This is a genomic window from Amycolatopsis sp. NPDC049159, from assembly GCF_040648295.1.
GTDB lineage: Bacteria > Actinomycetota > Actinomycetes > Mycobacteriales > Pseudonocardiaceae > Amycolatopsis > Amycolatopsis pretoriensis_A.
This window is the reverse complement of the sequence record NZ_JBEZDL010000013.1, coordinates 77928-102922: the sequence shown is the minus strand read 5'-3', so window position 1 is coordinate 102922 and position 24995 is coordinate 77928. Positions and strand designations below refer to the sequence as shown.

General features: G+C 72.9%; 20 protein-coding genes. 7 read left to right on the top strand and 13 right to left on the bottom strand.

Annotated features, from left to right (window positions below):
• The first annotated feature begins 5 nt into the window (after positions 1-5).
• Entirely contained in the window at positions 6-1043 is a 1038-nt protein-coding gene (locus AB0B33_RS24510) for a methyltransferase domain-containing protein (RefSeq protein ID WP_360775751.1), read from the top strand.
• A 1-nt stretch (position 1044) separates the two neighbouring features.
• On the opposite strand, the gene AB0B33_RS24505 is transcribed toward AB0B33_RS24510, so the two are convergent.
• The 7 genes from AB0B33_RS24505 to AB0B33_RS24475 form a co-directional block, all read right to left on the bottom strand.
• A complete protein-coding gene (locus AB0B33_RS24505; RefSeq protein WP_360775748.1) occupies positions 1045-2364 on the bottom strand; it encodes a M14 family zinc carboxypeptidase in 1320 nt (439 codons plus the stop codon).
• Positions 2365-2490: 126 nt separating this feature from the next.
• On the bottom strand, positions 2491-3162 hold the full coding sequence (locus AB0B33_RS24500) for an ESX secretion-associated protein EspG (protein WP_360775745.1): 672 nt from the start codon (positions 3160-3162) through the stop codon (positions 2491-2493).
• Positions 3163-3176: 14 nt separating this feature from the next.
• Entirely contained in the window at positions 3177-4427 is a 1251-nt protein-coding gene (locus AB0B33_RS24495; RefSeq protein ID WP_360775742.1) for a hypothetical protein, read from the bottom strand.
• Positions 4427-4732: a hypothetical protein gene (locus AB0B33_RS24490; RefSeq protein ID WP_360775739.1), complete on the bottom strand. Its 306-nt coding sequence runs from the start codon at positions 4730-4732 to the stop codon at positions 4427-4429. The genes AB0B33_RS24495 and AB0B33_RS24490 overlap by 1 nt, the downstream gene beginning before the upstream one ends.
• Positions 4733-4858: 126 nt before the next feature.
• A complete protein-coding gene (locus AB0B33_RS24485; RefSeq protein WP_360775736.1) occupies positions 4859-10330 on the bottom strand; it encodes a biotin carboxylase N-terminal domain-containing protein in 5472 nt (1823 codons plus the stop codon).
• 275 nt (positions 10331-10605) lie between these two features.
• The gene (locus tag AB0B33_RS24480; protein WP_247024164.1) at positions 10606-10845 is read right to left on the bottom strand and encodes a hypothetical protein; all 240 of its coding nucleotides are present in this window, start codon (positions 10843-10845) and stop codon (positions 10606-10608) included.
• A 71-nt stretch (positions 10846-10916) separates the two neighbouring features.
• A complete protein-coding gene (locus AB0B33_RS24475; protein ID WP_360775732.1) occupies positions 10917-11738 on the bottom strand; it encodes a hypothetical protein in 822 nt (273 codons plus the stop codon).
• 700 nt (positions 11739-12438) lie between these two features.
• Here AB0B33_RS24475 and AB0B33_RS24470 point away from each other — a divergent pair.
• The 3 genes from AB0B33_RS24470 to AB0B33_RS24460 all read left to right on the top strand — a co-directional run bounded on the left by AB0B33_RS24470 (position 12439) and on the right by AB0B33_RS24460 (position 15361).
• Positions 12439-12765, top strand: coding sequence for a hypothetical protein (locus AB0B33_RS24470; RefSeq protein WP_360775729.1), 327 nt, complete (start codon positions 12439-12441; stop codon positions 12763-12765).
• A 99-nt stretch (positions 12766-12864) separates the two neighbouring features.
• Positions 12865-14382 (top strand): CehA/McbA family metallohydrolase, encoded by a 1518-nt coding sequence (locus AB0B33_RS24465; protein WP_360775726.1) that lies wholly within the window; start codon positions 12865-12867, stop codon positions 14380-14382.
• A 190-nt stretch (positions 14383-14572) separates the two neighbouring features.
• Positions 14573-15361: a hypothetical protein gene (locus AB0B33_RS24460; RefSeq protein ID WP_360775723.1), complete on the top strand. Its 789-nt coding sequence runs from the start codon at positions 14573-14575 to the stop codon at positions 15359-15361.
• 30 nt (positions 15362-15391) lie between these two features.
• Here AB0B33_RS24460 and AB0B33_RS24455 read toward each other — a convergent pair whose 3' ends face one another.
• Genes AB0B33_RS24455 through AB0B33_RS24445 form a run of 3 tightly spaced genes read right to left on the bottom strand, consistent with a single transcriptional unit; the run spans position 15392 to position 18103 of the window.
• Positions 15392-16417: an NAD(P)-dependent alcohol dehydrogenase gene (locus tag AB0B33_RS24455; RefSeq protein WP_360775720.1), complete on the bottom strand. Its 1026-nt coding sequence runs from the start codon at positions 16415-16417 to the stop codon at positions 15392-15394.
• The gene (locus AB0B33_RS24450; protein WP_360775717.1) at positions 16414-17088 is read right to left on the bottom strand and encodes an iron-sulfur cluster assembly protein; all 675 of its coding nucleotides are present in this window, start codon (positions 17086-17088) and stop codon (positions 16414-16416) included. The genes AB0B33_RS24455 and AB0B33_RS24450 overlap by 4 nt, the downstream gene beginning before the upstream one ends.
• Position 17089: 1 nt before the next feature.
• Positions 17090-18103: an amidohydrolase family protein gene (locus AB0B33_RS24445; protein ID WP_360775714.1), complete on the bottom strand. Its 1014-nt coding sequence runs from the start codon at positions 18101-18103 to the stop codon at positions 17090-17092.
• A gap of 137 nt (positions 18104-18240) precedes the next feature.
• Between AB0B33_RS24445 and AB0B33_RS24440 the strand changes: the two genes are divergently transcribed.
• On the top strand, positions 18241-19689 hold the full coding sequence (locus tag AB0B33_RS24440) for a helix-turn-helix domain-containing protein (protein ID WP_360775711.1): 1449 nt from the start codon (positions 18241-18243) through the stop codon (positions 19687-19689).
• On the opposite strand, the gene AB0B33_RS24435 is transcribed toward AB0B33_RS24440, so the two are convergent.
• Entirely contained in the window at positions 19664-20872 is a 1209-nt protein-coding gene (locus tag AB0B33_RS24435) for an MFS transporter (RefSeq protein WP_360775708.1), read from the bottom strand. The genes AB0B33_RS24440 and AB0B33_RS24435 overlap by 26 nt on opposite strands.
• 81 nt (positions 20873-20953) lie before the next feature.
• On the opposite strand from AB0B33_RS24435, the gene AB0B33_RS24430 reads away from it, so the two are divergent.
• On the top strand, positions 20954-22357 hold the full coding sequence (locus AB0B33_RS24430; protein ID WP_360775705.1) for a PLP-dependent aminotransferase family protein: 1404 nt from the start codon (positions 20954-20956) through the stop codon (positions 22355-22357).
• Here AB0B33_RS24430 and AB0B33_RS24425 read toward each other — a convergent pair.
• Entirely contained in the window at positions 22285-23718 is a 1434-nt protein-coding gene (locus AB0B33_RS24425) for an MFS transporter (RefSeq protein WP_360775702.1), read from the bottom strand. The genes AB0B33_RS24430 and AB0B33_RS24425 overlap by 73 nt on opposite strands.
• Positions 23719-23799: 81 nt before the next feature.
• The gene (locus AB0B33_RS24420; RefSeq protein WP_360775699.1) at positions 23800-24276 is read right to left on the bottom strand and encodes an SRPBCC family protein; all 477 of its coding nucleotides are present in this window, start codon (positions 24274-24276) and stop codon (positions 23800-23802) included.
• Between the two features lie 159 nt (positions 24277-24435).
• On the opposite strand from AB0B33_RS24420, the gene AB0B33_RS24415 reads away from it, so the two are divergent.
• Positions 24436-24951 (top strand): bifunctional nuclease family protein, encoded by a 516-nt coding sequence (locus AB0B33_RS24415; RefSeq protein ID WP_247024150.1) that lies wholly within the window; start codon positions 24436-24438, stop codon positions 24949-24951.
• Positions 24952-24995: the final 44 nt, after the last annotated feature.

Below are 24995 nucleotides of genomic sequence, written 5' to 3'. Positions count from 1 at the left end.
CTCCCATGGAGGAAAAGGACTTCGCCGCCCACCTCACGACGATCATGACCGGCAGCGCCCTCACCATGCTGATCGGCGTCGGCCACCGCACCGGGCTCTTCGAAGCCGCCGCCCGGGGGCCCGCCACCAGTGCCGGGCTGGCCGAACGCGCCGGTCTTCAAGAGCGGTACGTCCGCGAGTGGCTCGGTGCCATGGTCACCGGCGGCCTCTTCACCCTCGACGCCGGCGAGTACACCTTCCCGCCGGAGCACGCGAAGTTCCTGCTCGGCGAGACCGCGGCGAACCTCATGCCCTCGCTGCTCACCCTGAGCGCCTTCACCGGCATCCTCCCCGAGCTGGAACGCGCGTTCGCCGAAGGTGGCGGCGTCCCGCGCTCGGCGTACGGGCCCCACCTCGAAACCCTCGGCGCCAAGACCGGCGACAGCTGGAAGCACATCTACCGCGAGCACCTCGTCGACGGCTTCTTCGGGGCCGTCCCCGGCCTGACCGAACGGCTCGCCGCCGGGGCTCGGGTGCTCGACCTCGGCTGCGGCACCGGGAACGCCGTCGCCGTCGCCGCGCGGGCCTTCCCCGCGTCGCGGTTCACCGGGATCGACATCAACCCCGGCGTCGTCGACCAGGCCCGCGAAAACACCCAGGACCTCCCGAACGCCGAGTTCGCCGTGGGGGACGCCGCCGAGCTGACGGCCGATCCGCCGTACGACGTGATCACCGCCTTCGACGCCGTCCACGACCAGGACCGGCCGGACGTCGTGCTGGGCCGGATCCGCGGCGCGCTCGCGCCCGACGGCGTGTTCTTCATGGTGGACACGAACTTCTCCGGCGACGTCGCCGAAAACGTCGGTGACCCGCTCGCCGCGTTGTGCTATTCGATCAGCCTGATGTACTGCACGACGACGTCGCTGGCCGAGGGCGGCGCCGCGCTGGGGGCCATGTGGGGTACCGAAACCGCCACCGCGATGCTCGCGGACGCGGGGTTCCGGCACGTCGAAGTGCTCGGGTCCCCGCGTCCGCAGAACTGCATCTACGCCTGCCGGCCCTGACCTACTGCTGGTACGGCGCCGCCGCGGCCTTCGCGGCCGTGATCAGCGCGCCCTTGTTCTTCGGCCAGAACGTGCTGTCGACGCAGGTGTAGCGGGGGAGGAAGCCGCCGCAGGTGCCGCTCGAACCGCCGACCTCGAACGTCACGCTGGCGACACCCAGTTCGCCGTAGGTGAAGTCGTCGGTGGTGCCGGAGGTGTCGTAGCCGACGGTTTCCTCGTTGGTGCCGACGAGATAACCGTTGGACGCCGCGTACTTCGCGCCGAGGCGGCGGTACTGCGCGTCGTTCGGCGAGGTGGACTGGGTGAAGCCCCACGGGATGATGATGTCGTTGCCGTAGCTGTGCAGCGTGATCATCGTGCCCTTGGCGGTGGCCGGCGCGGGGTCGTTGTTCCCGGTGCCGCGCTGGTCCGGGAAGATCGCGCGGGCCAGCTTCTCCAGCGCCTGCGTCTCCGGCTCGGACCCCGCGCTCACGCCCTGGTACGTCTCCGAGCACGCGGAGTTCGAGTCACCACCCCACTTGAACGTCGAGTTGCGGTTGAGGTCGATGCCGATGTTCGTGCCGCTGCAGCCGCCGCGGGTGTTGTTCGCGTTCTTGCGCTGCAGCTTCGGCGAATTCCCGCCCGAGGCGACGATGTCGACGCCGTCCGGGTTCGAGATCGGCACCACCCACACCTCGGTGGTGTCCAAAATGGACTTCGCGGTGGCGTCGGTCGCGTAGCCGTCGGCGAGGTAGTCGATCCAGCGCCAGGCGAGCTCGCCGGTGGACAGCTCGCGCGCGTGGATCTGGGCCATCAGGAAGAACTTCGGCTTCGGCGACGTCGTCGACAGCGTGCAGTCGCCCGCCTGCTTCTTCGTCAGGCAGAGCGCCTGGATGTCGTGGCCGCCCTGGCCCTTCGTCTTCTTCCACGACTGGCCGATCGTGTACTTCGTGGCCAGGTCCGGGTGCGCGGAAGCGACGGCGGAGAGGTGGTTCTCGTGCGCGGTGACCGTCCGGTAGCCGCCGTAGTACGTGTCGGCCGCCAGCGCGTTCCCTTGCGCGGGCAGGTCCTTGTACACGGTGTCGAAGAACGACGGCCGGAAACCCCGCGCCCGCAACTGGTTCGCGACCGCCTGACCGCCGACGACGTACACCGCGCCGGCATCGCCCTCTTCGACGTCGAACCCGGCGTCGGTGAGCGCCCGCGCCTGGGTGGCCGTGGCCGGCACCCGCCAGAAGACGGGGGTGTCCGCCGGCTGCGCGGTGGCCGTGCCGCCGAGCAGGGTGGTGAGCAGGACCCCGGTCGCCGCGAGGGCGAGCCGGGACAGGGACCTTGACGCCATCGGAGGATCTCCTCACGCCGCACGGATGGAGGTCCGGCGGGAACCCTTGGTCACCGCACCGGCACGCACAGTGTGTCGGGACGGGCAAACCCGGCACACCCCCGAAAGTCGCGAAACCCGGCGCGCTCAGACCAGCCCGGCGTGCGTCTCGTTCAGCAGGGCGACGATCAGCCGCGGGGTGCCCGGCGCGACGACGACGGCGTCTTCGCCGACCGGGTAGGTCAGCACGCGGCCGCGGTCGAGGTCGAGCGCGGTGGCCGGGTTCGAGCGGATCCGGACGCCGCGCTCGCGCCGTGCGGTGTAGAGCTGGTGGACCGCTTCCCGCGGTTCCCGCAGCGGCGCGACGCTCGCGGTCTGCACCTGGTCCGGGACGTCGGCGCCGTCGAGCTCGGGCAGGCCGTCGAGGAGGCTGGTCGCGAGCCGGGCCGGGCGCACGGGCTCGACGAGCACCGCTACGTCGTCGGCGACCAGCCGGACCGCGTCCTCGCCCCGCGCCGCGACGAGGACGGCGCCGTGCCCGCCGTCGCGGCGGGTGGTCCAGGAGTAGAACTCGCGGTCGGCGTGCGCGAGGGTCCGCAGGGACGTGCGCCAGAGGTCGTTGAGGCGGCCGTTGCGCGCGAGCCCGAGGCCGGTGAGCGTGCCCATCGTGCGCTTCTCCAGCTCCGCCGCGGCGTCATCGCGGAGCCAGTGGTGGCGGCCGGTGCCGAGGGCCGCGGGTGCGTCGCCGAGGTCGAGCAGGCGCCAGGCGGTGAGGAACGCCGGCCGGGGCAGGACGACGGGTTCGTCGAAGACGGGCATGTGGTTCTCCCGGCTCAGGCACCGATGGTGGGGTCGACGGTGGTCCGGCCGGTGACCGGGTCGACCCAGCCGTACCGTTCTTCGTCGGTGAAGAGGGAGCCGTCGTCGAGGACGTACTTGCGTTCGTGGTCCCGGTCGCCCTCTCGCCGCGAACCCCGGCCGGAAGCCGGGGCGGCTCCGGAACCCGGACCGGTGCCGCCCGCGCCCCGGAGGCTCTCACCGGCCGTGCGGAGTTCTCCGCCGACGAGGCCGCCGCGGGGATTGCCGGTGAAGCCCGGCGGGACGGCTCCGAAGCCCGGCGGAACGGCTCCCGCCCCCGGTGGGGAAACCGGTGCCGCCGGGGTGGCGAACGCCGGGGGTCCGGTCGGGACGAAGCCGGTCGTGCTCGTCGCGTCGGGTGGGGCGGCGGTGACCGGCGAGTCCGGCAGTGGTCCCGGCGCCGGGGAGAAGGCGGCCGGAGCAGGCGGTGCCGCGAACGCCGGTGGCGGAACGGCGGGTTCCGGGGGCGGGACCGCACCGGCCGGGGCCTGGGTGGCGGGAGCCGGGAAGCCGGTCGTCGCGGGGAAGCCGGAGTACGGCCGGGTGACGGCGGGAGTGCTTCCGCCGCAGGCCGGATCGGCGGCGCAACCACCGCCGGTGGGGCGTGCACGATCGGCGGCCGGGTCGCCTTCGTCGTACCGCAGGGCGCGGGCCTGGTCGTCCAGGTGGGCGGCGTAGGCGTGGTAGTGCTCCAGGTACCGCGCCGCGTTCTCGTTGTAGGCGGTGATCGCCTTTTCCGTGTCGGTGTCCCACGGCGTGAGGTGGTCCCAGAGGCTCTTCTCCGGACGCGGTCCCAGGTGCGCTAGCTCGGCGCGGAGCTGCCGGTAGTGGTGGTCCGCCCCGGTGATGTTCAGTCCATTGTGGACGTACCGCGCCTCGGTCGTGTCGAGGGCGCCGCCGAACGCGCGGGTGGTGGCGCCGGCGGCGTCGGCCGCGTCGCCGCGCCACGCGGAGTCGAGCCGGTTGAGCACCGAATGCAGCAGGTCGGCCACTTCGCGGTGCGCCATCCCCACCCGCTGCGCCGCTTCGGCGGCCTCGGCCCAGCCGGTGCCGCTGCCGCCGTGCACCAGGTCCACGAGGTCTTCGAGGGAGACGACCCGCGCCTCGACGTCCTGGTGCGCCAGGCCCGCGGACCACTTCTCGGCGTCCTCCGTCGAACGCACGGACGCCGGGCCGGCGCGGTCGGCCGCGGCCCGCACCCGGGGGTTCGACCAGGGGAACAGCATCAGCCCGCCAGGTCCCCGGCCGCGGCGGCGTCCTGCGCGCTCAGCCGCCCGGCCGACGCGCCGACCTTCGCGACCAGGTCGTGCAGGAACGCGATCCGCTGCCGGAGGTGGTCGCGGTCGGCCGCGAACAGCGTGGCGAGGCGCGCGGTGTAGGCCTCGCTCGCCGGATCACCCGCGGGGGAGCGCGAGCCCGTCAGCAGGCCGGTGTCGGCCCACGCGTCGGTCAAGCGGTCGTTCGCGACCTGCAGCCGCTCCAGGAGCACCCGTACTTCGTCGGGGTCCAGCGCGAAGTCGGTGTGCGTCAACGGGTCCCCTCTCCGGCTCGCGGCGGAAGCCGCAAGTGGACAGTCGCGGGGTCCGCCCGGCCCGTTACGGAAAACGGAACCGGGGCCGGTCACGTGGGTGACCGGCCCCGGTTCGGCTGGGGAGAGCTACTTCTTCAGGCCGTGCTCGATGGCCTCGATGATCCGCGGCCGCAGCTCGGCCGCGCTGATGATCGCGTCCACCGAGCCGACCTCGACCGCCCGCTGGATGCTGTGCACGCGGTCGAACTCCGCGGCCACCTCGCTGACCTTCTCCGCGCGGACCGACGACTGGACCTCGGCCAGCTTGGCGTTGAGCGCCGCCCGCTCGGCGCCGCCCGCCGCCGCGACCTGGGCCTGCAGCTCGGTCACCCGCGGGTCGTTCGCCGTGCGGTTGTTCACGTCGCCGGCGAACACCACCGCGGCCGCCGGGGCACCGCCGAGCACCGACGCGAACGAACCCTCGAGGGCCAGCACCGTCATGTTCGGGTTGAGCGTCTTGGAGAACACCACGAACGCGCCGCCGTGGTACCGCGAAATCACGGTGAACACGATCGGGCCCTCGAAGTTGACGATCGCCCGGCCGATCTCCGCGCCGTACTCCAGCTGCAGCTTGCGCAGGGACTCCGGAGAGCCGTCGAAGCCCGACAGGTTGGCCAGCACGACCAGCGGCCGGTTGCCCGACGCCGCGTTGATCGCGCGCGCGGTCTTCTTCGACGAACGCGGGAACAGCGTGCCCGCGGTGTAGGTGTCCGGGCCGTCGGTGGGCGGGAAGCCGCGGCGGGGCACCGACCGCGACTCGATGCCGATCAGGCAGACCGGGCGGCCGCCGATGTGCACGTCCTGCACCGCGGAGGTCTCCGCGTCCGCCATGCCCGCCCAGCGTTCCAGCACCGGGTGGTCCTGGTCGGACAGCGCGCGCATCACCGTGCGGATGTCGAACGGCTTCTTGCGGTCCGGGTTGTGCTCGGCCGAGAAGATCTCCCCGACGGTCCGGAAGTCGCTGCCGACGACGGCGTGCGGGAACGACGAGACGTCGCGGCCCGCCGGGTCGGTCGTGGCCACCTTCCGCGGCCCGGACTCGCCCGGCGCGATGTAGGTGTGCTCGTAGTGCGCCATCAGGACTTCCCGCGCGGCCGGCAGGTTCGGCGCCCAGTACTGCGCCTGGCCGTTCGGGCCCATCACGCGGTCGTAGCCGCCGATGCCGAAGTTGTCCTCGGCCGACACACCGCCGGAGAAGTCCAGCGCCTGCTTGCCGGTGAGCACCATCGCCGAGTCCGGCGTCATCACCAGGATGCCCTTGGTGTGCATGAGCATCGTCGCTTCGGCGTTCCAGTACGGCTGGGCGCCGACGTTGATGCCGTTGACCACGATGTTGATCTCGCCGCCGTCCTGGGTGAACGTGACGATCCGCTTGAGCGCCGCGGCGACCCAGTCCATGTTCTCGGTGCCCGAGGACATCGAGATCCGCGCGCCCGAAGAGAGGGCGAGCCACTCCAGCGGGACGCGCATCCGCTCGGCCAGGTCGAGCGCCGCGATGACTCGCGAGCACTCCGGCTCCGACAGCGCGCCCAGCGACTTCGTCGGGTCGCCGAGGAGCACCACCCGCGTGACGCCTTCGGGGTGCCGCTCGGTCGGGGTCGTGACGACGCCCGCCACGAGCGCGGCGGTGTTCTTGCCCTTCGGCCGGTCCACCGGGACCAGGACACCGCTCTCGTCGAGGTCGTGCTCGGTGAACGTGCCGCCGGGACCGGCGAGCAGGTCGGTCAGCTCGTACGGGTACACCGTCCCGCGCCGCGCCGCACGCAGGACCTTCAGGCGGTAGTCGTCCAGCGGCTTGACCGGCTCGGTCGACGGGTGGTCGACGTGCAGCCGCGCGCCGTGGCCGGGGTCGAAGGTGATCCGGACGGCGAGCTCGGTCAGCTTGCCCGCGTCCGTGCGCCGCCGCGCCAGGAACTGGACCTCCTCCAGCCCGGCGCCCACCGACGTCGGCAGGATGCGCTGGACCAGCGTGTTCAGCTCGTCGGTGGTGAGGTCGGTCGGCGGCCAGACGTACATCATGATCCGGTTGGTGTCGAACCGCTTGTTCTGCGGCCGCTGCGCCTGGATGTTGCGGATCGCGTCGAGGCAGGCGGTGACCGCGTCCTCGAGCGCGGGCAGCGCGACCAGGCGGCCGTCGGCTTCGCGCAGCGGCGTCAGGTCGCGGACCTGGCCCATCGCGATCAGCCGCTCGTCGGCCGGGTTGGTCTTCGCCACGGCCTTGAAGAGGTAGATCTCCTCGTCCGCCGACGGCAGCCGCGTGAGGTCGAACTCGCGCAGGCGCTGCAGCTGCAGGCGCTGGGCGATCTGCGGGTGCAGGCCGCGGATCAGCCGGTCCTCGGCGAACGCCTCGCCGTCGCGCTCGAACGTGAAGTGGTGGTGCATCACCGCGCCGCCGGTGCCGGCCACGGTGAACACGACCCGCCGCACGCTCGCGGGCACCGGGTGCCCGGCCAGCAGCGCGCCGAGCCGCTCGGCGGTCGCGTCGACGTCGGGCTGGTCCTCCCAGCGCAGGTACAGGTCGGCGACCACGCCTTCGGTGGCCACCTCGCCGAGCGCGGCGAGGGCGTCGGGCAGGGCGGCGATGTCGACGGCGGTGGTGACCAGGGGCAGCACGCCGTCGGCGGTCTCCAGCCCGGCGGTCAGCCACCGGGAGCCACCGGCGTCGCGCACGGCCACCCCGGACAGCCGCCGGTTGCCGTAGTAGCGGCGGGTCAGCACTTCCAGCAGCGGCGCGTGGTCGCGGCCCGGGCGCCCGATCCGCTGGCCGACCAGCCGGACGAGCGGCTGCGAGCCGGTGATCATCGCCTGGATCCGGTCGGCGCGGTCCGGTGCGTCCGGGTGCTGGTCGAGGTAGCGCAGCTCGGTGCGGACGGCGGCGTACACCTCGGCGCGGTTGCGGCGCAGCAGCGGCTGGGCGAACCAGCGGAACACGACGCCGCGGGCGAGGTCGGACACCGCGGGGAAGCGCACCTGCGTGGCCTCGACCAGGTGCTCCAGGGTGAGTCCGGCCCGCTCGCTGAGCGACTCCGCCGGCGGCGCGCCGGTCAGCCACTGCCGCAGCAGGTCCGAAACGACGGCGATGTCGGCCGACATCCGCTGCTGCGCCAGGAAGATCCGGAAGACCGCGGCCTCCAGCTCCGGCGTGCGGTCGAGGTCGGCGACGCCGTAGTGCGCCAGCACCTGGCGGAGCCGGGCCTGGAAGCCTTCGGTGACGCCGGCGCGTTCGACGTCGAGGCTCTGCAGGTAGCTGTGGAAGAACTCGCGCGAGCTGTGCACGGCGCCGTTGGGCTCGGTGTCGAGCTCGCCGCCGGGGGTGTTGCGGCTCAGCTCGGACAGGTCGGCGAAGACGGTGAGCAGGTCCAGCTCACCCTCGACCGGCCGGTTGCCCAGCTCGGCACGCGCTTCCAGGTAGGCCGCGACGAGCCGCTTGCGCTCGGCCGGGTCGACGTCGAAGCCGAGCAGCAGGCTCCGCAGGTCCTGCAGGCCGCGGGCGACGCGCTCGGCCGCGGACACGCCGTCCGGCACCGACGGCAGCTCGATCTCGACGGTCTCGGTCTCTTCGGCCGCCTGGGCCTCGTCGCCGTCGGTCAGCGGCTCCAGGCGCATCAGCGGCGCGCCCGTCTCGACCTGGCTGCCGACGGAAACCGGGCACTCGCGGACGCGGGCGCGGAACGGCGCGCGCAGCACCGTCTCCATCTTCATGCTCTCCAGCACGAGGATCGGCGCGTTCGCCTCGACCTCGTCGCCGACGGACAGCGGGGTGGCGACGACCAGCGCGGGCGCGGGGGAGCGGACGACGCCGCCCTCGTCGCGGCTGACGCGGTGGGTGACGCCGTCGACCTCGACCAGGTGGATCGGGCCGTGCGTGGCCGAGATCAGGCGGAACCGCCGCCCGTTGACCAGGATCTGGCCGCTGTGGGCGTCGAAGCGGTCGATCTCGACCTCGGCGTGGTGCACGTCCGACGTGCCGGCCGAGACGCCGACGCGGAAGCGCTTCCGCCCGGCGCGGGCCACGCTGACGCGGTAGCCGACGCCGCGGAGCTTGAGGTCGAGCGGGCGGCCGCTTTCGTGCTGCACCTGCGGGCGCCCGCCGTGGGCGGTGGCCAGCAGCCGCTGGATGGTGACGTCTTCTTCGTCCTGGTAGGCCTCGATGGCGGCCGCCGCGAGCGCGATCGCGGAGTGCCGGTGGGTGACCAGGCGGCCCTCGGCGCGGACGCGGTCGATCCAGCCGGTGTCGGCGCTGGCGTCGATCACCTCGGGCTGGTCGAGCAGGTCGAGCACGAAGCTCTTGTTGGTCGCGCCGCCCTCGATGATGACGGTGGTCTCGGCCATCGCGCGGCGCAGGCGCCCGAGCGCCTCGGCGCGGTCGCGGCCGTAGGCGATGATCTTGGCGATCATCGAGTCGAAGTCGGCCGGGATGGTGTCGCCCTCGCTGACGCCGGTGTCGACGCGGATGCCGGGGCCGGCGGGCAGGGCGAGCCGCGCGATGCGGCCGGGGGAGGGCGCGAAGTCGCGGTCGGGGTCTTCGGCGTTGAGCCGGGCTTCGATCGCGTGGCCGAGCTCGGCGGGCTGGGTGCCTTCGAGCTTGCCGCCGCCCGCGACGTGCAGCTGCAGCTTGACCAGGTCGGTGCCGGTGGTGATCTCGGTGATCGGGTGCTCGACCTGCAGGCGGGTGTTGACCTCGAGGAAGGCGAACAGCTTCTCGCCCGGGTGGTACAGGAATTCGACGGTGCACGCGCCGCGGTAGCCGACCGCGACCGCGAGCCGCTCCGCCGACGTCTTCAGCTCGGCGGTCTGCTCCGGCGCGAGGACGGGGGAAGCGGACTCTTCGATGATCTTCTGGTTGCGGCGCTGCACCGAGCAGTCGCGGACGCCGAGCGCCCACGCCGTCGTGCCGTCGGAGATGACCTGGACCTCGACGTGGCGGGCGCCGGTGACCAGGCGCTCCAGGAACACGACGCCGGAGCCGAACGCGCGCAGGGCTTCCTGGCTGGTGCGCTCGTAGGCGTCGGCGAGGTCTTCGCCGGAGGCCACCATGCGGATGCCGCGCCCGCCGCCGCCGGCGGTCGCCTTCAGCATCAGGGGGTAGCCGATCCGGTCGCCGGCCTCGAGGGCGGCTTCGAGGGTCGCGACCTCGCCGCGGCTCCACGGCGCGACCGGCACGCCGACCTCTTCGGCGATCAGCTTCGCGCCGATCTTGTCGCCGAGCTTGCGCATCGCGTCGGCGCTCGGCCCGACGAAGGTGACGCCGACCTTCTCGCACAGTTCGGCGAACGCCGGGTCCTCGGCCACGAAACCCCAGCCCACCCACGCGGCGTCGGCCTTCGTCTCGATCAGCGCCTGCTCGAGCTTGGCGAGGTCGAGGTAGGGCCGGGCCGAGGCGGGGCCGAGGTCGTAGGCCAGGTCGGCCTCACGGACGAACGTGGCGGTGCGGTCCGCGTCGGTGTAGAGGGCGACCGTCTCGATCCGCGTCCCGGTTTCCGCCGACAGATCCCGGACGGCGTGGATGAGCCGCATCGCGGCCTCTCCGCGGTTGACGATGGCGACACGACTGAACACCGGCTGAGCCTCCCAAGTACCCACGCACAGAAGGCGACGCACCTGTCCTGGAGCGTCGCCTGCACCTGTCTACACCCTGCTGGATTACCGCGGGGTAGACCAATGTCCGCCATGGCGCATGCCGAGGCGGCTGCGTTGTGGGAACCCCACAAAAAGCGACCCGCGCCACACTGCCGGGACCGCGTTTCTCGCGAGGGCTGCCACAAAGCACGGTGCGCAGCCTACGGCGGGTTCGAGCCGGAAAACATCCAGATCCGCGAAAGTAGGGGCCCCGGTCAGGAGGCCAGCAGGACGGCCGGGCCGAGGACCTGGCCCAGCTCGCGGCGTTCGGCATCCGACAACGGCACGGCGGCGACTTCGCACCGCCCGTCCGGCCCGGGCGCGGTCGTGATGGCCAGCACCGGGCGCCCGTCGATCTCGCGCAGCGTGACGCGGCCACCGCACGAAAGGTCCACCGTGACGCCCGGCTGTTCGCGATGCCGGCCCAGCCAGCGGCCGACGAAGTCGAAGGTCATCGCGGTCTCCCCTCGGTACGCACTCCCCTTGGACACAGGTGTGCCTGGTTAATGCCCCGGATACACCGGGTTCACACTTCGGATGTGCGGCGGGCCGGCACCCCCCCCCGACCGGGTGCCGGCCCGCCCCGCCCCCGCACACACCGCAGCGGCGCCTCCAGCACGTACCGCTTCGCGAGCCCTTCGCCGCAGTCCACCTCGACCGTCCGCCGGACGACGTGCGTGCCGTCGTCGCCGCGCAGCGCGTAGCCGACCGCCGTCGAATCCGGGACCGCGCGGACCTCGGCGGCCGGCCGAGAGGCGACGAAGCAGCGCTGCAGCGCCGCGTCCAGTGCCTCGTCCACAGTGGACGGTTCGCGAACCGCCTCGCGGGTGGCCGGCGGTGCCGCCGGTGCGCTCCCGGTCAGCCGGTCGACCTCGCGGGTGGCGTCGACGATCGTCGTGCCGGTGCCGCCGCCGTCGATGGCGACCCGCACCTCGCCCAGGCCGGGCGTGACGACCGGGTGGCCGTCGACCAGCTGCGTGCACACCACGTGGGTTTCGCGCACGCGCGGGTCCGCGACCTCCTCGAGCGTGCCGCCCGCGTGGTAGGAGTGGCGCACCTTGTCCGCCACGAGGTCGACGCGGTCGGCCAGGCCGAACGTCTCGACGGCGTCCTGGGCGATCCGGACCGCTTCGGCAGCGCTCGGCGCGTCCCGGCCGGTGCCGTCCGCCTCGGCGAACGTGCTCTCGCGGACGCCGCGGTGGTCGACGGTCAGCCGCGGGCCGCTCCCCTCGGCACCCAGCACGACGCCGTGCGGGCCCGGCGCCGCCGGCAGCCCGCCGCCCGGCCAGCTCGCCCAGCTGCGCCGGCGAGAGCCGCGGCGGCGCTCGAGAAGGAGCCCTCGTTCCACAGCCGGTCCTGCGCCTCGGCCTGCGTCGCACCGCACACGACGGCCGAGGGCGCCTGGTGGTGGTCGATGTCCCAGGACGCGTCCAGCCACGCCTTGCCGAACTTGTGGCCGTTGCCGTTCCACTTGCCGAAGAAGTACGCGCCGTAGTCCGGGCTGTCCACGCTGGTGGACTCGAACCCGAAGATCATCCGCAGGCCCAGGTAGCGGGCGACCTCGTTGCCCAGCCGCATGTCGGCCGAGCTCGCCAAGGCCGAGCCGCCCCGGGTGCCGCCCATCGGCATCCGGAAGACGCCGTTGCCGTCCATGGTTCCGTGCCCGGAGTGGTACTCGGCGACGCACGCGTCGAAGCCGTACGTGCCCTGCCAGTCGTCGTGCTGCTCGCCGTAGAGCCAGGACAGCACCCCGCCGTCGGTGTACCAGAAGTTCGGCGCCGTGAACTGCTTGACGTAATTGTGGAAACCGCCGGCGTCGTCGTGGGTGCAGGAGAGATCGGTGGTTCCGGGCGGGAAGTCTTCGATCGAGCAGACGCCTGTCCCGAATGGATTCGTGCGGTGCGAAGCTACCGCCGAATCCGGGGAAAGCTTTCCGATACATCTTTTTGCCACACCTTCAGCGCAATTTTTTCAGCGCTGCACCGAATCCGTAGTGGACAGCCCGGCGGGAGGTGCGCGCGGCGGGCCGGTACGGCCAGGATGGCGGGATGAAACTCGGGCAGCTGGCCGCGTCGGCCCAGAACCTGTTCTCCGCGAAACTCGTCTACGGCGAGCCCGTCGAGCGGGACGGCGCCGTCGTCATCCCGGCCGCGACGGTGTTCGGCGGCGGGGGCGGTGGCGGCGGTGACACCGGTGCCCTGCCGGTGCGGGAGGGCGCCGGGTTCGGGGTGCTCGCCCGGCCCGCCGGCGCGTTCGTCGTCCGGGGCGGCAGCGTGACCTGGGTGCCCGCGATCGACGTCACGCGGCTCGGGCTGGCCGCCGCCGTCACCGTGGTCGCGCTCGCGAAGATCCTCGCCCGGCGCGCCAGGTCCTGACCGGAACCGGCCGCCACGCGCCGAAAGTTCACCGCCGGTTCTTGTCCGCGTTCGCGTTCGCGGCCTAGCGTCGGGACGTCTTTCGATGCGGAGGTACGCATGAGTTCTGGGGACCTGAGCCGCCGGGCGCTGCTGCGCGCGAGCGGGGTGGCGGCGGCCGGGGCGGCCTTCGGGATGCTGCCCGGCGTCGCGTTCGCCGACCAGCCGGGCGGCACCGGCAGCCAGACCCGGACCGTCACCGGCACCCTGAAGCCGGACGTCCCGGACTGGTACTACCTGCCCGTCGACGTCCCGCGCGGGGTGCGGCAGATCGACGTCGGCTACTCCTACGACAAGCCCCAGGTGCCCGCCGGCACCCGCGGGAACGCCTGCGACATCGGGGTGTTCGGGCCCGAGGGCCACGAACTGGGCAACGCCCGCGGCTTCCGCGGCTGGTCGGGCGGGTTCCGCGACCGGTTCTCGATCAGCGCGTCCGAGGCCACGCCCGGCTACCTGGCCGGCCCGATCAGGCCCGGCCGCTGGCACGTCATCCTCGGCCCGTACACGGTCGCGCCGCAGGGCCTGAACTACAAAGTGGACATCACGCTCACCTTCGGCCCGGACGCCGAGACGTTCCGGCCGGACCCGGCGCCGGAGACCGCGCCCGCCCGGGAGCGCGGCCGCGCCTGGTACCGCGGCGACGGCCACCTGCACACCGTCCACTCCGACGGCCGCCGCACGCCGGACCAGCTGGTCGCCGACGCCCGCGCGGCCGGCCTCGACTTCATCGTCTCGACCGACCACAACACGTCCAGCTCGCAGCTGGTGTGGGGTCGGTACGCCACCGACGACCTGCTGATCCTCAACGGCGAAGAGGTGACGACGCGGTCCGGGCACTGGCCCGCGATCGGCCTGCCCGCCGGCACCTGGATCGACTGGCGCTACCGCGCGGCCGACCCGCAGGACTTCCGCCGGTTCACCGACCAGGTGCACCGCGCGGGCGGCCTGGTCACCGCGGCGCACCCGTTCGCCAACTGCTTCGGCTGCACCTACGAGTTCGCGTACGAGATCGCCGACCTGGTCGAGGTCTGGAACGGCCCGTGGACCCAGGACGACGAGGCGAGCGTCATCCACTGGGACGGCCTGCTGCGCGGCGGCCGGTTCATCCCGGCGATCGGCGACTCCGACGCGCACAACCCGGACCAGCGGGTGGGGCTGCCGCACACGGTCGTGCTCGCCGACCGGCTCCGCCGGAAGGAACTCCTGGCCGGGCTGAAGGCCGGGCGTTCGTGGCTGGCCGAGTCGGCCGCGGTCCAGCTGGACTTCACAGCCTCCGGTGGTGGCCGGACGGCCGGCATCGGCTCGTCGCTGCCGGTGGGCACGGGGACACCGGTGACGGTGCGCGCGGCGGTCGGCGGGGTACCGGGGACGACGGTGACGTTCCAGGACCAGCTGGGGCCGGAGCACACGGAGACGATCGGCGACTCGGGAGCGGCCACGGTGACGTGGACGACGTACCCGCGTTATTCGCGCTGGGTGCGCGTCGAGGTCCGCCGTCCGTCGGGCGGCCCGAACACGAGCCAGCCGAACGCGATGGTCGCGATGTCGAACCCGATCTTCCTCGGCACGGGTCACTGAGCGGAGGTCCACCGAGCCCTGCCGGTCCGGTGCGCCGGGTCACTCCGCCCGGGCGCGCTTCGAACCGCACCCGGGCCCGGCCTGCCGAGACACCGGTCACTGAACCTCCACCCGCCGCCCCGCGTCCTGGTTTTGGCAGACTGGTGCGAACGGGTGAAGGCGAGGCAGGGTGCGCGGGTGTGGCCTGAAGGTGGCGATCTTCCTGGGGGCGGTCGTCGTGCTGACCGCGGGGATCGTCGTGGCGGTGGTGCTGTCGCGCAGTCCGGTGCGGACGCCGGGGTGCACCGTCGCGCAGCCGGGGCAGGACGGCTACACGTTCACGCCGGAGCAGATGGACAACGCGGCGACGATCTCGGCGGTCGGGACGAAGCTGGGCCTGCCCGCGCACGCGGCCACGGTCGCGCTGGCCACGGCGTTGCAGGAGTCGAAGCTGCGCAACCTCGAGGGCGGTGACCGCGACTCGGTCGGGCTGTTCCAGCAGCGGCCCAGCCAGGGCTGGGGCACGATCGCGCAGCTGCGCGACCCCGTCTACGCGGCGACGGCGTTCTACGAGAAGCTCGAGAAGCTGCCGGGCTGGGAGACGCTGCCGATCACCGAGGCCGCCCAGGAGATCCAGCGTTCGGGGGTGCCGGACGCGTACGCGCAGTGGGAGTCGCAGGCCCGCGCCATGGCCGCGGCGTTCAACGGCCAGTTCCCGGCCGCGCTGACCTGCCGCAACCTGACCCTCGCGGCCCCGGGCGACCTCGCCGCCAAGGCGACGGCGGAGCTGGGCACGGCCACGCTGAGCGGCGCCCACCCGGCCGCCCAGGGCTGGGCGTACGCGAGCTGGCTGGTCGGCCGCGCGGAGGCGCTGGGCGTGGACAAGGTGAGCTACGCCGGGCAGACGTGGACGGCGGAGTCCGGCGCCTGGGCCCAGGACTCCGCCGCCGGTCAGGACCTCTCGCTCCACCAGGCCCCGGCGGCCCAGCCGAGCGAGTAGCGCACTTTCACGTGAAAGTGCGCTACTCGGTCACGGGACGAGGATCGCGCGGCCGCGGATGCGCCCCGCGGTGAGGTCGTCCAGGGCCGTCTGGAACTCGGCCAGCCGGTAGCGGGCCGTGTGCAGCTTCACGCGGCCCTGCGCGGCCAGCACCATCAGTTCGCACAGGTCGTTGTACGAGCCCACCAGGTTGCCGACCAGAGTGATCTCCGTCGAGATGACGTCGATCGTCGGGACGTCGATGTTCTCGCCGTAGCCGACGACGTGGTAGTCGCCGGCCCGCCGCAGCATCGCGATCCCGTCGCGGGTCGCCCCGCCCTCGCCGACGAAGTCGATGACGGCTTCCGCCCCGTGGCCGCCGGTCAGGTCGAGGACCGCGGAGACCTGCGAGCCGTCGGCGATGACGCCGTGGTCGGCGCCGATCGAGAGGGCCAGCTTCACCGCGTCCGGGTTGCGGTCGACGACGATCAGCTCGGCGGCCGAGATCGCCTTGAGCACCTGGATGCCGATGTGGCCGAGCCCGCCCGCGCCGATGACGACGCACTTGTCGCCCGGCCGCAGCCGCCGGGTCGCCTTGGCCGCCGCGTGGTACGCCGTCAGCCCGGCGTCCGCGAGCGCCGCGACGTCGGCCGGCTCCAGCGAGTCGTCGATCTTCACGACGCTGCGCGCGGACGTCTTGAGGTACTCCGCGTAGCCGCCCGCGGTGTCGATGCCGGGGAACTGCGACTGCTCGCAGTGGACGTCGTCGCCGAAGCGGCACGCGCGGCACAGCCCGCACGTGATGAGCGGGTGCACGATCACCTTGTCGCCCTCGGCGACGTTCGTGACCGCGCTGCCGACCGCGTGCACCCAGCCCGCGTTCTCGTGCCCGATCGTGTAGGGCAGCGTGACGCCGGACTTCTCCTTCCACTGCCCCTCCAGGATGTGGAGGTCGGTGCGGCACACGCCGGCGCCGCCGATCCGCACGACGACGTCGTACGGCCCGGTCGCCGACGGCTCCGGGACGTCGGTCATCCGCAGCGGTTCGTCGTACCCGACGACCTGGACGGCTTTCACGCTGGTACCTCCACAGTGGACTCGGGGTAGCGGGTGCGGAGCAGGCCGCGGCAGAAGTGCGAGTTGCCCTCGATCGAGATGCGGACCGATCGGGCGAACCGCAGCCGCAGCGGGATTTCCTCGCGGGGGAACGGGGTTCCGTCGTGGTCGACCAGCACCGGCGACGACGGCTCGGCCGGAAGCCCGAGGGCCTCGCGGCGGCGGCGCAAAGCCGCTGAAGCGGGCACGTCCGGCAGGTCCGCGAGGGTGACGCCGTGCAGGTCGACGTCCTCGTCCGCCCGCAGCAGCACGGTCAGCGCGCGTTCCATCGCCGCCTGGTGGGCCTTGCGGCGGAAGGTTTCCCGCAGTTCTTCGAGGTCTTCGTCGGCCTCGTGGCCGAACGTCCCGCGGTACCCCGCGTCCGCGGCGAGACCGGCGTTGATCAGCGGGGAGTCGTGGTGGTCGTCGAGCTCCACCACGACTTCGGTGGTCCACGGCAGCGCCGTCAGCACGTCCTTCGCGTCCGAGGCCATGAGGTAGGCGAAGTTCGGCGCGCAGAACGACGTCGGCAGCCGCAAGTGGACGGTCACGCGGCCGCCGTCGACGGCGAGGGACTTGACGAAGCCGAGGTCGGTGATGGGCTCGTCCAGCTCCGGATCGAGAACCGCGTCCAGCGCGGTGAAGGCATCCACGTCACGCCACCGAGACGGCCTGCGGCTCGACCGGAGCCAGCCGCAGTTCCGCCGGGACCGGGATGTCGTACATCGCCGCCGCGTTGAGCCCGAGGATCTTCTTCTTCTGCTCGACGGTCAGCGGCGCGTACTCCGGCAGGTCCTCGGGGATCTGGAAGTCGACGAACCGCTCGATGAGCCACTTCGGCGTCCACAGCGCGTAGTCGCTGGAGAACTGGATGCGGTCCTCGTCCAGCCAGTACAGCAGCTCGCCGATGATCTGCGCGAAGTACCGCGGCCGCGTGTGGATGAACGGGATGGCGACCGCGAGTCCCGCGTGGACGTTCGGCTCCTGCGTCGCGATCCAGCAGAAGTCCTCCAGCCGCGGCAGGCCGCAGTGCTCGACCACGAAGTTGAGGTCGGTGAAGTCGGTCGCCGCGTGGTCGACGTCGGCGACGTCGAAGGCGTCGCGGTCCAGCGGCCGGATCGTCGGTCCCTTGTGGACGTGGATGTTCCTGATGCCCAGTTCCTGGCAGGCTTCGAAGTACTTGTACGTCCACTTGTCGTCGAGCTTGTAGCCGCGCGAATCGCCCTGCCACTCGGCGGTGTAGAGCTTGACGCCCTTGAGGTTGAAGCGCTCGGCGTCGCGGCGCAGCTGGTCGATCCCGGCCTGCTCGAAGCGCGGGTCGAAGAAGTGGTTGTAGGTGAGCTTCCCTTCGTGCTTGCGCGTCAGCGCGAAGGCTTCTTCGGTCTGCCCGAAGCCGTTCTCGTAGAACGCGCCGAGGTGCGCGGGCTGGAAGATTGCGTGGTCGACGTAGCCGTTCTCGAACAGGTCGCGCATCAGCCGCTCGCCGCCCTGGTAGAGGTAGTCCTCATAGGGCCAGACCTCGGCTTCGGGGCTCAGGTTGCGGTGGTAGTCGTAGAAGCAGTCGATGAACTGCTTTCCGTGGATGTTCCGCTGGTTCTCCGGGCGCGCGTCCCAGAGCGCCACGTGGGCGTCCACGATGAAGTAGGTCTCGCCGTCTTTGCTGTACATGCGGGGGACGCTAGGGATGTCGGCGCTGGTCAGGGACCCGCCGGGTGTCTCGATATGAGACAGCGCGGGGCGGCCGCGGCCCGGACGGCGGACGTAGGCTGGGAGTCCGACGCGACGAGGCGTCCCGGGAGGCCGAGGTGGAGTACCCGCGAATGCAGGTCACGCGTTCGTTCGACGCGGCCCGGCTGCGGGCGTCCTGGCAGCGCAGCGAGCGCTACGGCGTCCCGGAAGACGAGGTCGTGCCGGTGTTCTCCGGTGCGGTCGACACCGGCTCGCTGCTCTACGAATGCGGCACCGAAGTGCTGCGCGGCCTGCAGGCGACGCTGGCCAACGAGCCGATCAGCCTGATGATCACCGACAGCGAAGGCCTCGTGCTGAGCCGGCTGTGCACGGACGCCGGCATCAACCGCTCGCTCGACAAGGTGCACCTGGCACCCGGCTTCTACTTCGCGGAGAGCAACGCGGGCACCAACGGGCTGGGCCTGGCGCTGGCCGACCGGGCGCCCTCGCTGGTGCGCGCGGCCGAGCACTACTGCACCGACCTGCGCGGCTACACGTGCGCGGCGGTGCCGGTGCTGGACCCCCTGACCGGCGGGCTGGCCGGCAGCGTCAACCTGACGACGTGGTCGGAGCAGTCCTCGGAGCTGCTGCTCGCGCTGGCCCAGGCCGCGGCCGGGAACACCGCCGCGCTGATGCTGGCCCGCGCGTCCGGCCGCACCGCCCGCCCGACGCCGCGGGGCGAGGTCTTCCGCGTCTACGCCGACCGGGTCGACCCCGGCGACCTGCCGCGGCTCTCGCCGGCCTGGAGCACGGCGGTCGCCGAAGCGCGGACCGCGCTGGCCGGCGGCCGGGTCGTCGCGGTCGTCGGCGAACCGGGCGCGGGCAAGACGGCGCTGGCGTCGCTGGCGCGGCGGGAGCTGCGGCCCCGCGAACGCGTCCTCAACGCGCGCCCGCCGGCCCCCGACGACGTCGGCAGCTGGCTGACGCTGTGGACGCCCGAGCTGGCCAAGGCCGAAACCTGCGTCATCGTCTCGGGCGTGGACGCGCTGCCGGCGTGGGCGGCGGAGGAGCTGGCCCGGCTCTTCGCCGAGGTCCGGCACGACGAGCTGCCGCCGTTCGTCCTCACCGCCGCGGACGCCGCTTCGGTGCCGGTCGCGCTGAGCCCGCTGGTCGACCGGGTCGTGGAGGTCCCGGCGCTGCGGTTCCGCCCGGACGACGTCCTCCCGCTGGCCCGCCACTTCGCCCGGCGCGACCGCGGCCGCGACGTCACGTTCACCCCGGCGGCGGCTCGCGCGCTGACGGCGTACGACTGGCCGGAGAACGCGAAGCAGCTTCGGCGCGTTGTGCGCGAAGCCGCTTCACGGTCTCAGGTGGTCGACACCCCGCAGCTGCCCGCGGAGGTCTTCACCGGGGTCGGGCACCGGCTGAGCCGGCTGCAGGCGCTGGAACGCGACGAGATCGTCCGCTGCCTGGCCGAGCCGGGCGCGACGGTCGTGCAGGCCGCGGCGAAGCTCGGCATGGGCCGCGCGACGCTCTACCGGAAACTGGCGCAGTACGGGCTCAACGCGCGGCGACTGAAATCCTGACGGGCTTCGCGGCCTGGGCCCAGCGGACCGCCGGCCCCATCGCCCAGCCCGCGGCCAGGAAGACCGCGCCCAGCAGCAGCCAGCCCGGCAGGCCCCAGCCGATCACGACGGTGCTGAGCAGCACCGGCCCGAGCGCGCGGGCCACCGACACGCCGGTGCCGAAGAAGCCCTGGTACTGACCCTGCTGATCGGCCGGCGCGAGCGCGAAGCCGATCTCCCACGAGCCCGCCGACTGCAGCATCTCGCCGGCCACCTGCACCAGCGCGCCCACGACCAGCACCGCGAAAGCGATCCACGGCGAACTGCCGTACGCCGAGCCCGCGAAGGCCACGCAGGAGACGAGCAGCAGCACCCCGGACCGGCGGACCATCCGCGCCGCGGCGCCGGTGCCCGCCAGCCGTCCGGCGACCCGCACCTGCAGCAGCACCACCACGACCGTGTTGAGCACGAACAGCGCGGACACCGTCCAGCTCGGCGCGGCGGTGTGTTCGACGATCCACAGCGGGATCGCGACGCTCAGCAACGGCATGCGCAGCAGCAGGATCGCGTTGAGCAGGGTCACCAGCGCGTACGGGCGGTCGCGCAGCACGGCCAGCTTCGGCTCGCCGGTGCGCGGCGCCGCCACCGGCACGGCGGGGAGCGCGAGCAGCAGCGCCGCGGTGACCGCGAAGCTCCCGGCGTCGAGGACGAAGACCGTGAGGTACGCCGAGGCGGTGTCGGCCGAAAGCGCGAGCCCGCCCAGGCCGGCGCCGACCGCGAGCCCGGCGTTGCCCGCGGACTGCAGCTGCGCCCGGATGCGCGTCCGGCGTTCCGGATCGGCGAGCGCGGCCAGCAGCGCCTGGCGGGCGGCGGCCAGGCCGGTCTGGCAGCTGCCGTAGAGGCAGGCGGCGAGCACGAACAGCACCGGCGAGCGGACCACCAGGAACGTCAGGATCGACGCGCCGGTCGCCAGGGCCAGCAGCACCGCGGAGCCGCGGGCGCCGTGCCGGTCGGCGAGGTGGCCCAGCGGCACCCCGGCGACCGAGCCGACCGCCCAGCCGAGGGTGAGGCCGAGCCCGACCTGCGCCGGGGTCAGCCCGGCGATCCGGGTGAAGAACAGCACCGAGCAGGTCAGGAACGCGCCGTCGCCGAGCGAGCCCACCAGCTGAGCGGCGGCGAGCAGGCGGTCCGGGGTCTTCGTCATGAGGATGACGGTAGGTCCGGCTTTGGCTTGATCCCAGATCCAATTCTGACTATCTGGATTGGGCCAATGTAGGCTCGCGCGATGGACTTCCACGTCAGCCTGGCCGGGCGTGGCGACCTCAGCGTCCGGATCTACCGCCAGCTGCGCGACGCCGTCCTGGACGGCAGGCTGCGCGCGGGGGAGCGGCTGCCGCCGACCCGCGAACTGGCCCGGCGCCTGGCGGTCTCGCGCAACACGGTCGCGGTGGCCTACGACCGCCTCACCGCCGACGGCTTCCTCACCGGCCGCGTCGGCGCCGGCACGTACGTCTCGGCGTCGCTGCCTGCGCCGCGACCGCGTTCGGCACCCTCGGCGGCGGGGCCGCAACCGAAGCCGGTCTGGCGCTCGCTGCCGCCCCCGGTCGCCGCCGACGTCCAGGTGCCGCGCTTCGACTTCCGGGTCGGCATCCCGGACCCGGCGCTGTTCCCCCTCGAAACCTGGCGCCGCTTCCTCTCCCGCGAACTCCGCGACGGCGTGGCCCAGTACGCCGACCCGGGCGGCCACCCGGCCCTGCGCGCGGCGATCGCCCGCCACGCCGGTGTCTCGCGTTCGGTGCGCGCGGACACCGGCGACGTCCTGGTCACCCAAGGCGCGCAGCAGGCTTTGGACCTCCTGTGCCGCGTGCTGCTGTCCCCGGGCGACCGGGTCGCCGTCGAAGAGCCCGGCTACCGGCTGGCGAAGCTGCTGTTCGCGTCGCACGGCGCCGACGTGGTCGGAGTACCGGTGGACGGCGAAGGCCTCGACGTCGCGGCGCTGCCTCCGCGCACGAAGCTGGTGTACGTGACGCCGTCCCACCAGTTCCCGCTCGGCACCCCGATGTCCCTGGCCCGGCGGACGGCGCTGCTGGCCTGGGCCGCCCGCGCGGACGCGGTGATCGTGGAAGACGACTACGACAGCGAATTCCGGTTCTCGGACCGGCCGCTGGAGCCGTTGCAGAGCCTGGACCGCGGCGGGCGGGTGGCGTACGTGGGATCGTTCTCGAAGACGCTGCTCCCGATGCTGCGCCTGGGTTTCCTGGTCGCCCCGGCGTCGCTGCGGGAAGCGTTGCGCCACGCCCGCCAGCTCTCCGACTGGCACGGCGACCTCCCAGCGCAGGCGGCTTTGGCCCGCTTCATCGACGAGGGCCTGTTCGCCCGCCACCTCCGCCGCGCGACGAAGGTGTACGCGGACCGGCACGAGCGGCTGGTGTCCACTTTGGACCGCCGGTTCGCGGACCGCCTCCGGGTGGTCCCGTCGGCGGCCGGGCTGCATTTGTGCGCGCTGGCGGAGGTGGACCTGGAGCCGATCGCCTCGCGGGCCGCGGCTTCGGGGGCCGCGGTGCAGACGCTGTCGGATCTGTGCGGCGGCTTCCCGCAGCCCGGGTTGGTGCTGGGCTACGGCTCGATCCCGGTGGAGAGGATCGACGACGGACTCGAAGTGCTGGACGGGGCCTGGGGTTCCCCGTAGTGGTCCGTCCGCCGCCGGGCCGCGATCAGCAGCCCGCCCGCGCACGTCGCCACCGCCGTGGCCAGTACCACCAGCCAGCCGCGGCGGAAGTCCGTCAGGTCCGGCGTTCCCGCGAACACCGCCACCAGCACCGCCGTTCCCAGCACCGTTCCGATCTGGCGCATCGTCGTCACCATCGACGAACCCGCGCCCCACCTCGCCGGCGGCAGGACCGTGCCCACCACGCCCGACAGGCTCGGCAGGATCAGCCCGACCCCGATGCCCGTCAGCAACTGGCCCGGCAGCATCGCGGCCGCGTAGTCCGGGATCGCGTCCATGCGCAGCAGCCAGATCAGCACGCCCGCGCCGAACGAGACGCCGCCGAGGGCGACGATCGGGCCCGGGCCGAAGCGGTGGACGAACCGGCCGCCGAGGATGGACACCGGGACCACCATCAGCGGGCCCGGGGCCAGTGACAGGCCCGCGACCAGGATCGAGTCGTGCCAGATCGACGTCAGGAACAGCACGTTGCCGAACAGCATCGCCGCGAAGCCGGCCGCGAACGCGCCCGTCGTCGCGCACGCCAGCCACAGCGTCGGGACGCGCAGTGCGGGCAGGTCCAGCACCGGGACCGCGTGGCGGGCCGAGCGCAGCGGGACCCAGGCCAGCGCGAGCGCCGCCACCGCGAACGCCGCCAGGACGCCGCCGGAACCCCAGCCGTCGTCCGGGGCCGACACCAGCGCGTAGGCGAGGGCGCCCACGCCGGCCAGGAGACCGGCCGCGCCGAGCAGGTCCGGGACGCCGGTCGAGGTGTCGCGCGACTCGCGCAGCACCCGCGGGCCGGCCAGCAGCGTCGCCGCGCAGATCGGGAGGTTCACCAGGAACACCCAGCGCCAGGACGCCTCGACGAGCAGGCCGCCGACCGGCGGGCCGAGGGCCGCGGCCGCCGCGCCCACCGACGCCCAGACGCCCACCGCCAGCGGCCGCCGGTGCGGCGGGAACGCCGTCAGCAGCAACGCCAGCGAAGTCGGCATCACGAGCGCCGCGCCGATCGCCTGCACCGCGCGGAAGAGCACGAGGACCGGGATCGACGGCGCCACCGCGCAGGCCGCCGAGGCCACCGTGAACACCGCGACCCCGGCGAGGAACAGCCGCTTCCGGCCGTAGCGGTCGGCCAGCCGCCCGGCCGGGGCGAGGCAGGCGGCGAACAGCACCGTGTAGCCGTTGAGCACCCACGACAGCGTCGCCAGGTCGTCGCCCGGGAACGCGGCCCGGATGCCGGGGAAGGCGATCGTGACGATGAACGTGTCGAGGCTGGCCAGGAACGCCGCCGTCGAGACGACCAGCAGCACGAGGCCGGGCTTCGGCGCGGTGTCGGTCATGTCCCTCCTAGGTCCGGAAAAGCAACCTAGCCGGAGAACGTGAGTTTCAACAAGAGACTGACCAGTTCGGAGCGACCTAGCTCACGCGGCGGCGGCCTGCTCCTCGGCGCGCGCCTTGAGCGCCGCGAGCGTGTACTCGATCGACTCGACGTTGTACCCGGGCCGGTCGGCGCGGCCGGTGACCCGCGGGCCCATGAACTTCCGCACGATCCAGCTGCCGATCCGGTACCAGTTCTCGGTCACCACGCAGCCGCCCGGCGCCGGCGCCAGCACGTACTCCCAGCGCGAGACCCGCGAGCCGAACGGCGTCCGCACGTCGAAGGCGAACCGGCGCTCCGGCTCGAACGCGACCACCCGCACCCGCGTCCACCACTGCAGGGCGCCGTTCACGTTGCGGCCGCGGAACCGCGCGCCGAGGGCCGGGCCGGTGCCGTCGAGCCAGCGGCCGCCGACGTTCTCGGGGCTCAGCTCGCCCATCCGGGGCAGGTCGGTGACCCACGACCACACCGTGCCCGCGTCGGCGGGGACGGTGACGCTGCGCGAAATCGTCGGTTCCACCCCACGACGGTGACAGCGCGCCCGCGGCCCGGGCAAGGCATCCCGGCGTACTCCGCAGCCGAGGAGAGCCGCGGTGAAAAAACCGGTGGCGCGAACCGGGTTGCGATCCGGTCATTCTGGGTACCTGGCGCGCGGAGGAGTCTTGACACGGAGGGTGCGGTGGTCAGCGTGATCCCGATCGAGGTCGTGGGGATGGCCGTTCCGGTGCCGGGGGAAGCACCCCTGATGTTGCTCCGGGAACCCGACGGCGCCCGGCGCTGGCTCGCCATCATGATCGGCTACGGCGAAGCCGAGGCGCTGGTGCGAGCCAGGGAACAGATCGCGCAGCCGCGCCCCGGCACGATCGAGCTGCTCGGTGACGTGCTCGCGGCGTTCGGCCAGGGCGTCGCCGCGGTCGAGCTGACCGAGGTGCGCGACGGCATCTTCTACGCCGACCTCGTGCTCGCCTCCGGCACCCGCGTGTCCGCCCGCCCCAGCGACGCGGTCGCCCTCGGCCTGCGCCAGGGCGCGCCGATCAGCGTCGCCGAAGAGGTGCTCGACGTCGCGTCCGTGCAGCTGGAGGTCGAGCAGGAGACGGAAGGGCCGGCCGCCGACGTGCTCGACACCGAGGCCGAGGTCGCCCGCTTCCGCGCCGAGCTCGACGGCCTGCGGCCCGAGGACTTCGACGATCTGTGAGCGATCCGCCCCTCGCGCCGGTACATTCCGCGGCGGGAGGGACG

Excerpts from the sequence above, each read along its gene's own strand:
- AB0B33_RS24510 (WP_360775751.1), top strand. The coding sequence starts at position 6 with ATGGAGGAAAAGGACTTCGCCGCCCACCTCACGACGATCATGACCGGC.
- AB0B33_RS24505 (WP_360775748.1), bottom strand. The coding sequence starts at position 2,364 with ATGGCGTCAAGGTCCCTGTCCCGGCTCGCCCTCGCGGCGACCGGGGTC.
- AB0B33_RS24500 (WP_360775745.1), bottom strand. The coding sequence starts at position 3,162 with ATGCCCGTCTTCGACGAACCCGTCGTCCTGCCCCGGCCGGCGTTCCTC.
- AB0B33_RS24495 (WP_360775742.1), bottom strand. The coding sequence starts at position 4,427 with ATGCTGTTCCCCTGGTCGAACCCCCGGGTGCGGGCCGCGGCCGACCGC.
- AB0B33_RS24480 (WP_247024164.1), bottom strand. The coding sequence starts at position 10,845 with ATGACCTTCGACTTCGTCGGCCGCTGGCTGGGCCGGCATCGCGAACAG.
- AB0B33_RS24470 (WP_360775729.1), top strand. The coding sequence starts at position 12,439 with ATGAAACTCGGGCAGCTGGCCGCGTCGGCCCAGAACCTGTTCTCCGCG.
- AB0B33_RS24465 (WP_360775726.1), top strand. The coding sequence starts at position 12,865 with ATGAGTTCTGGGGACCTGAGCCGCCGGGCGCTGCTGCGCGCGAGCGGG.
- AB0B33_RS24445 (WP_360775714.1), bottom strand. The coding sequence starts at position 18,103 with ATGTACAGCAAAGACGGCGAGACCTACTTCATCGTGGACGCCCACGTG.
- AB0B33_RS24435 (WP_360775708.1), bottom strand. The coding sequence starts at position 20,872 with ATGACGAAGACCCCGGACCGCCTGCTCGCCGCCGCTCAGCTGGTGGGC.
- AB0B33_RS24430 (WP_360775705.1), top strand. The coding sequence starts at position 20,954 with ATGGACTTCCACGTCAGCCTGGCCGGGCGTGGCGACCTCAGCGTCCGG.
- AB0B33_RS24425 (WP_360775702.1), bottom strand. The coding sequence starts at position 23,718 with ATGACCGACACCGCGCCGAAGCCCGGCCTCGTGCTGCTGGTCGTCTCG.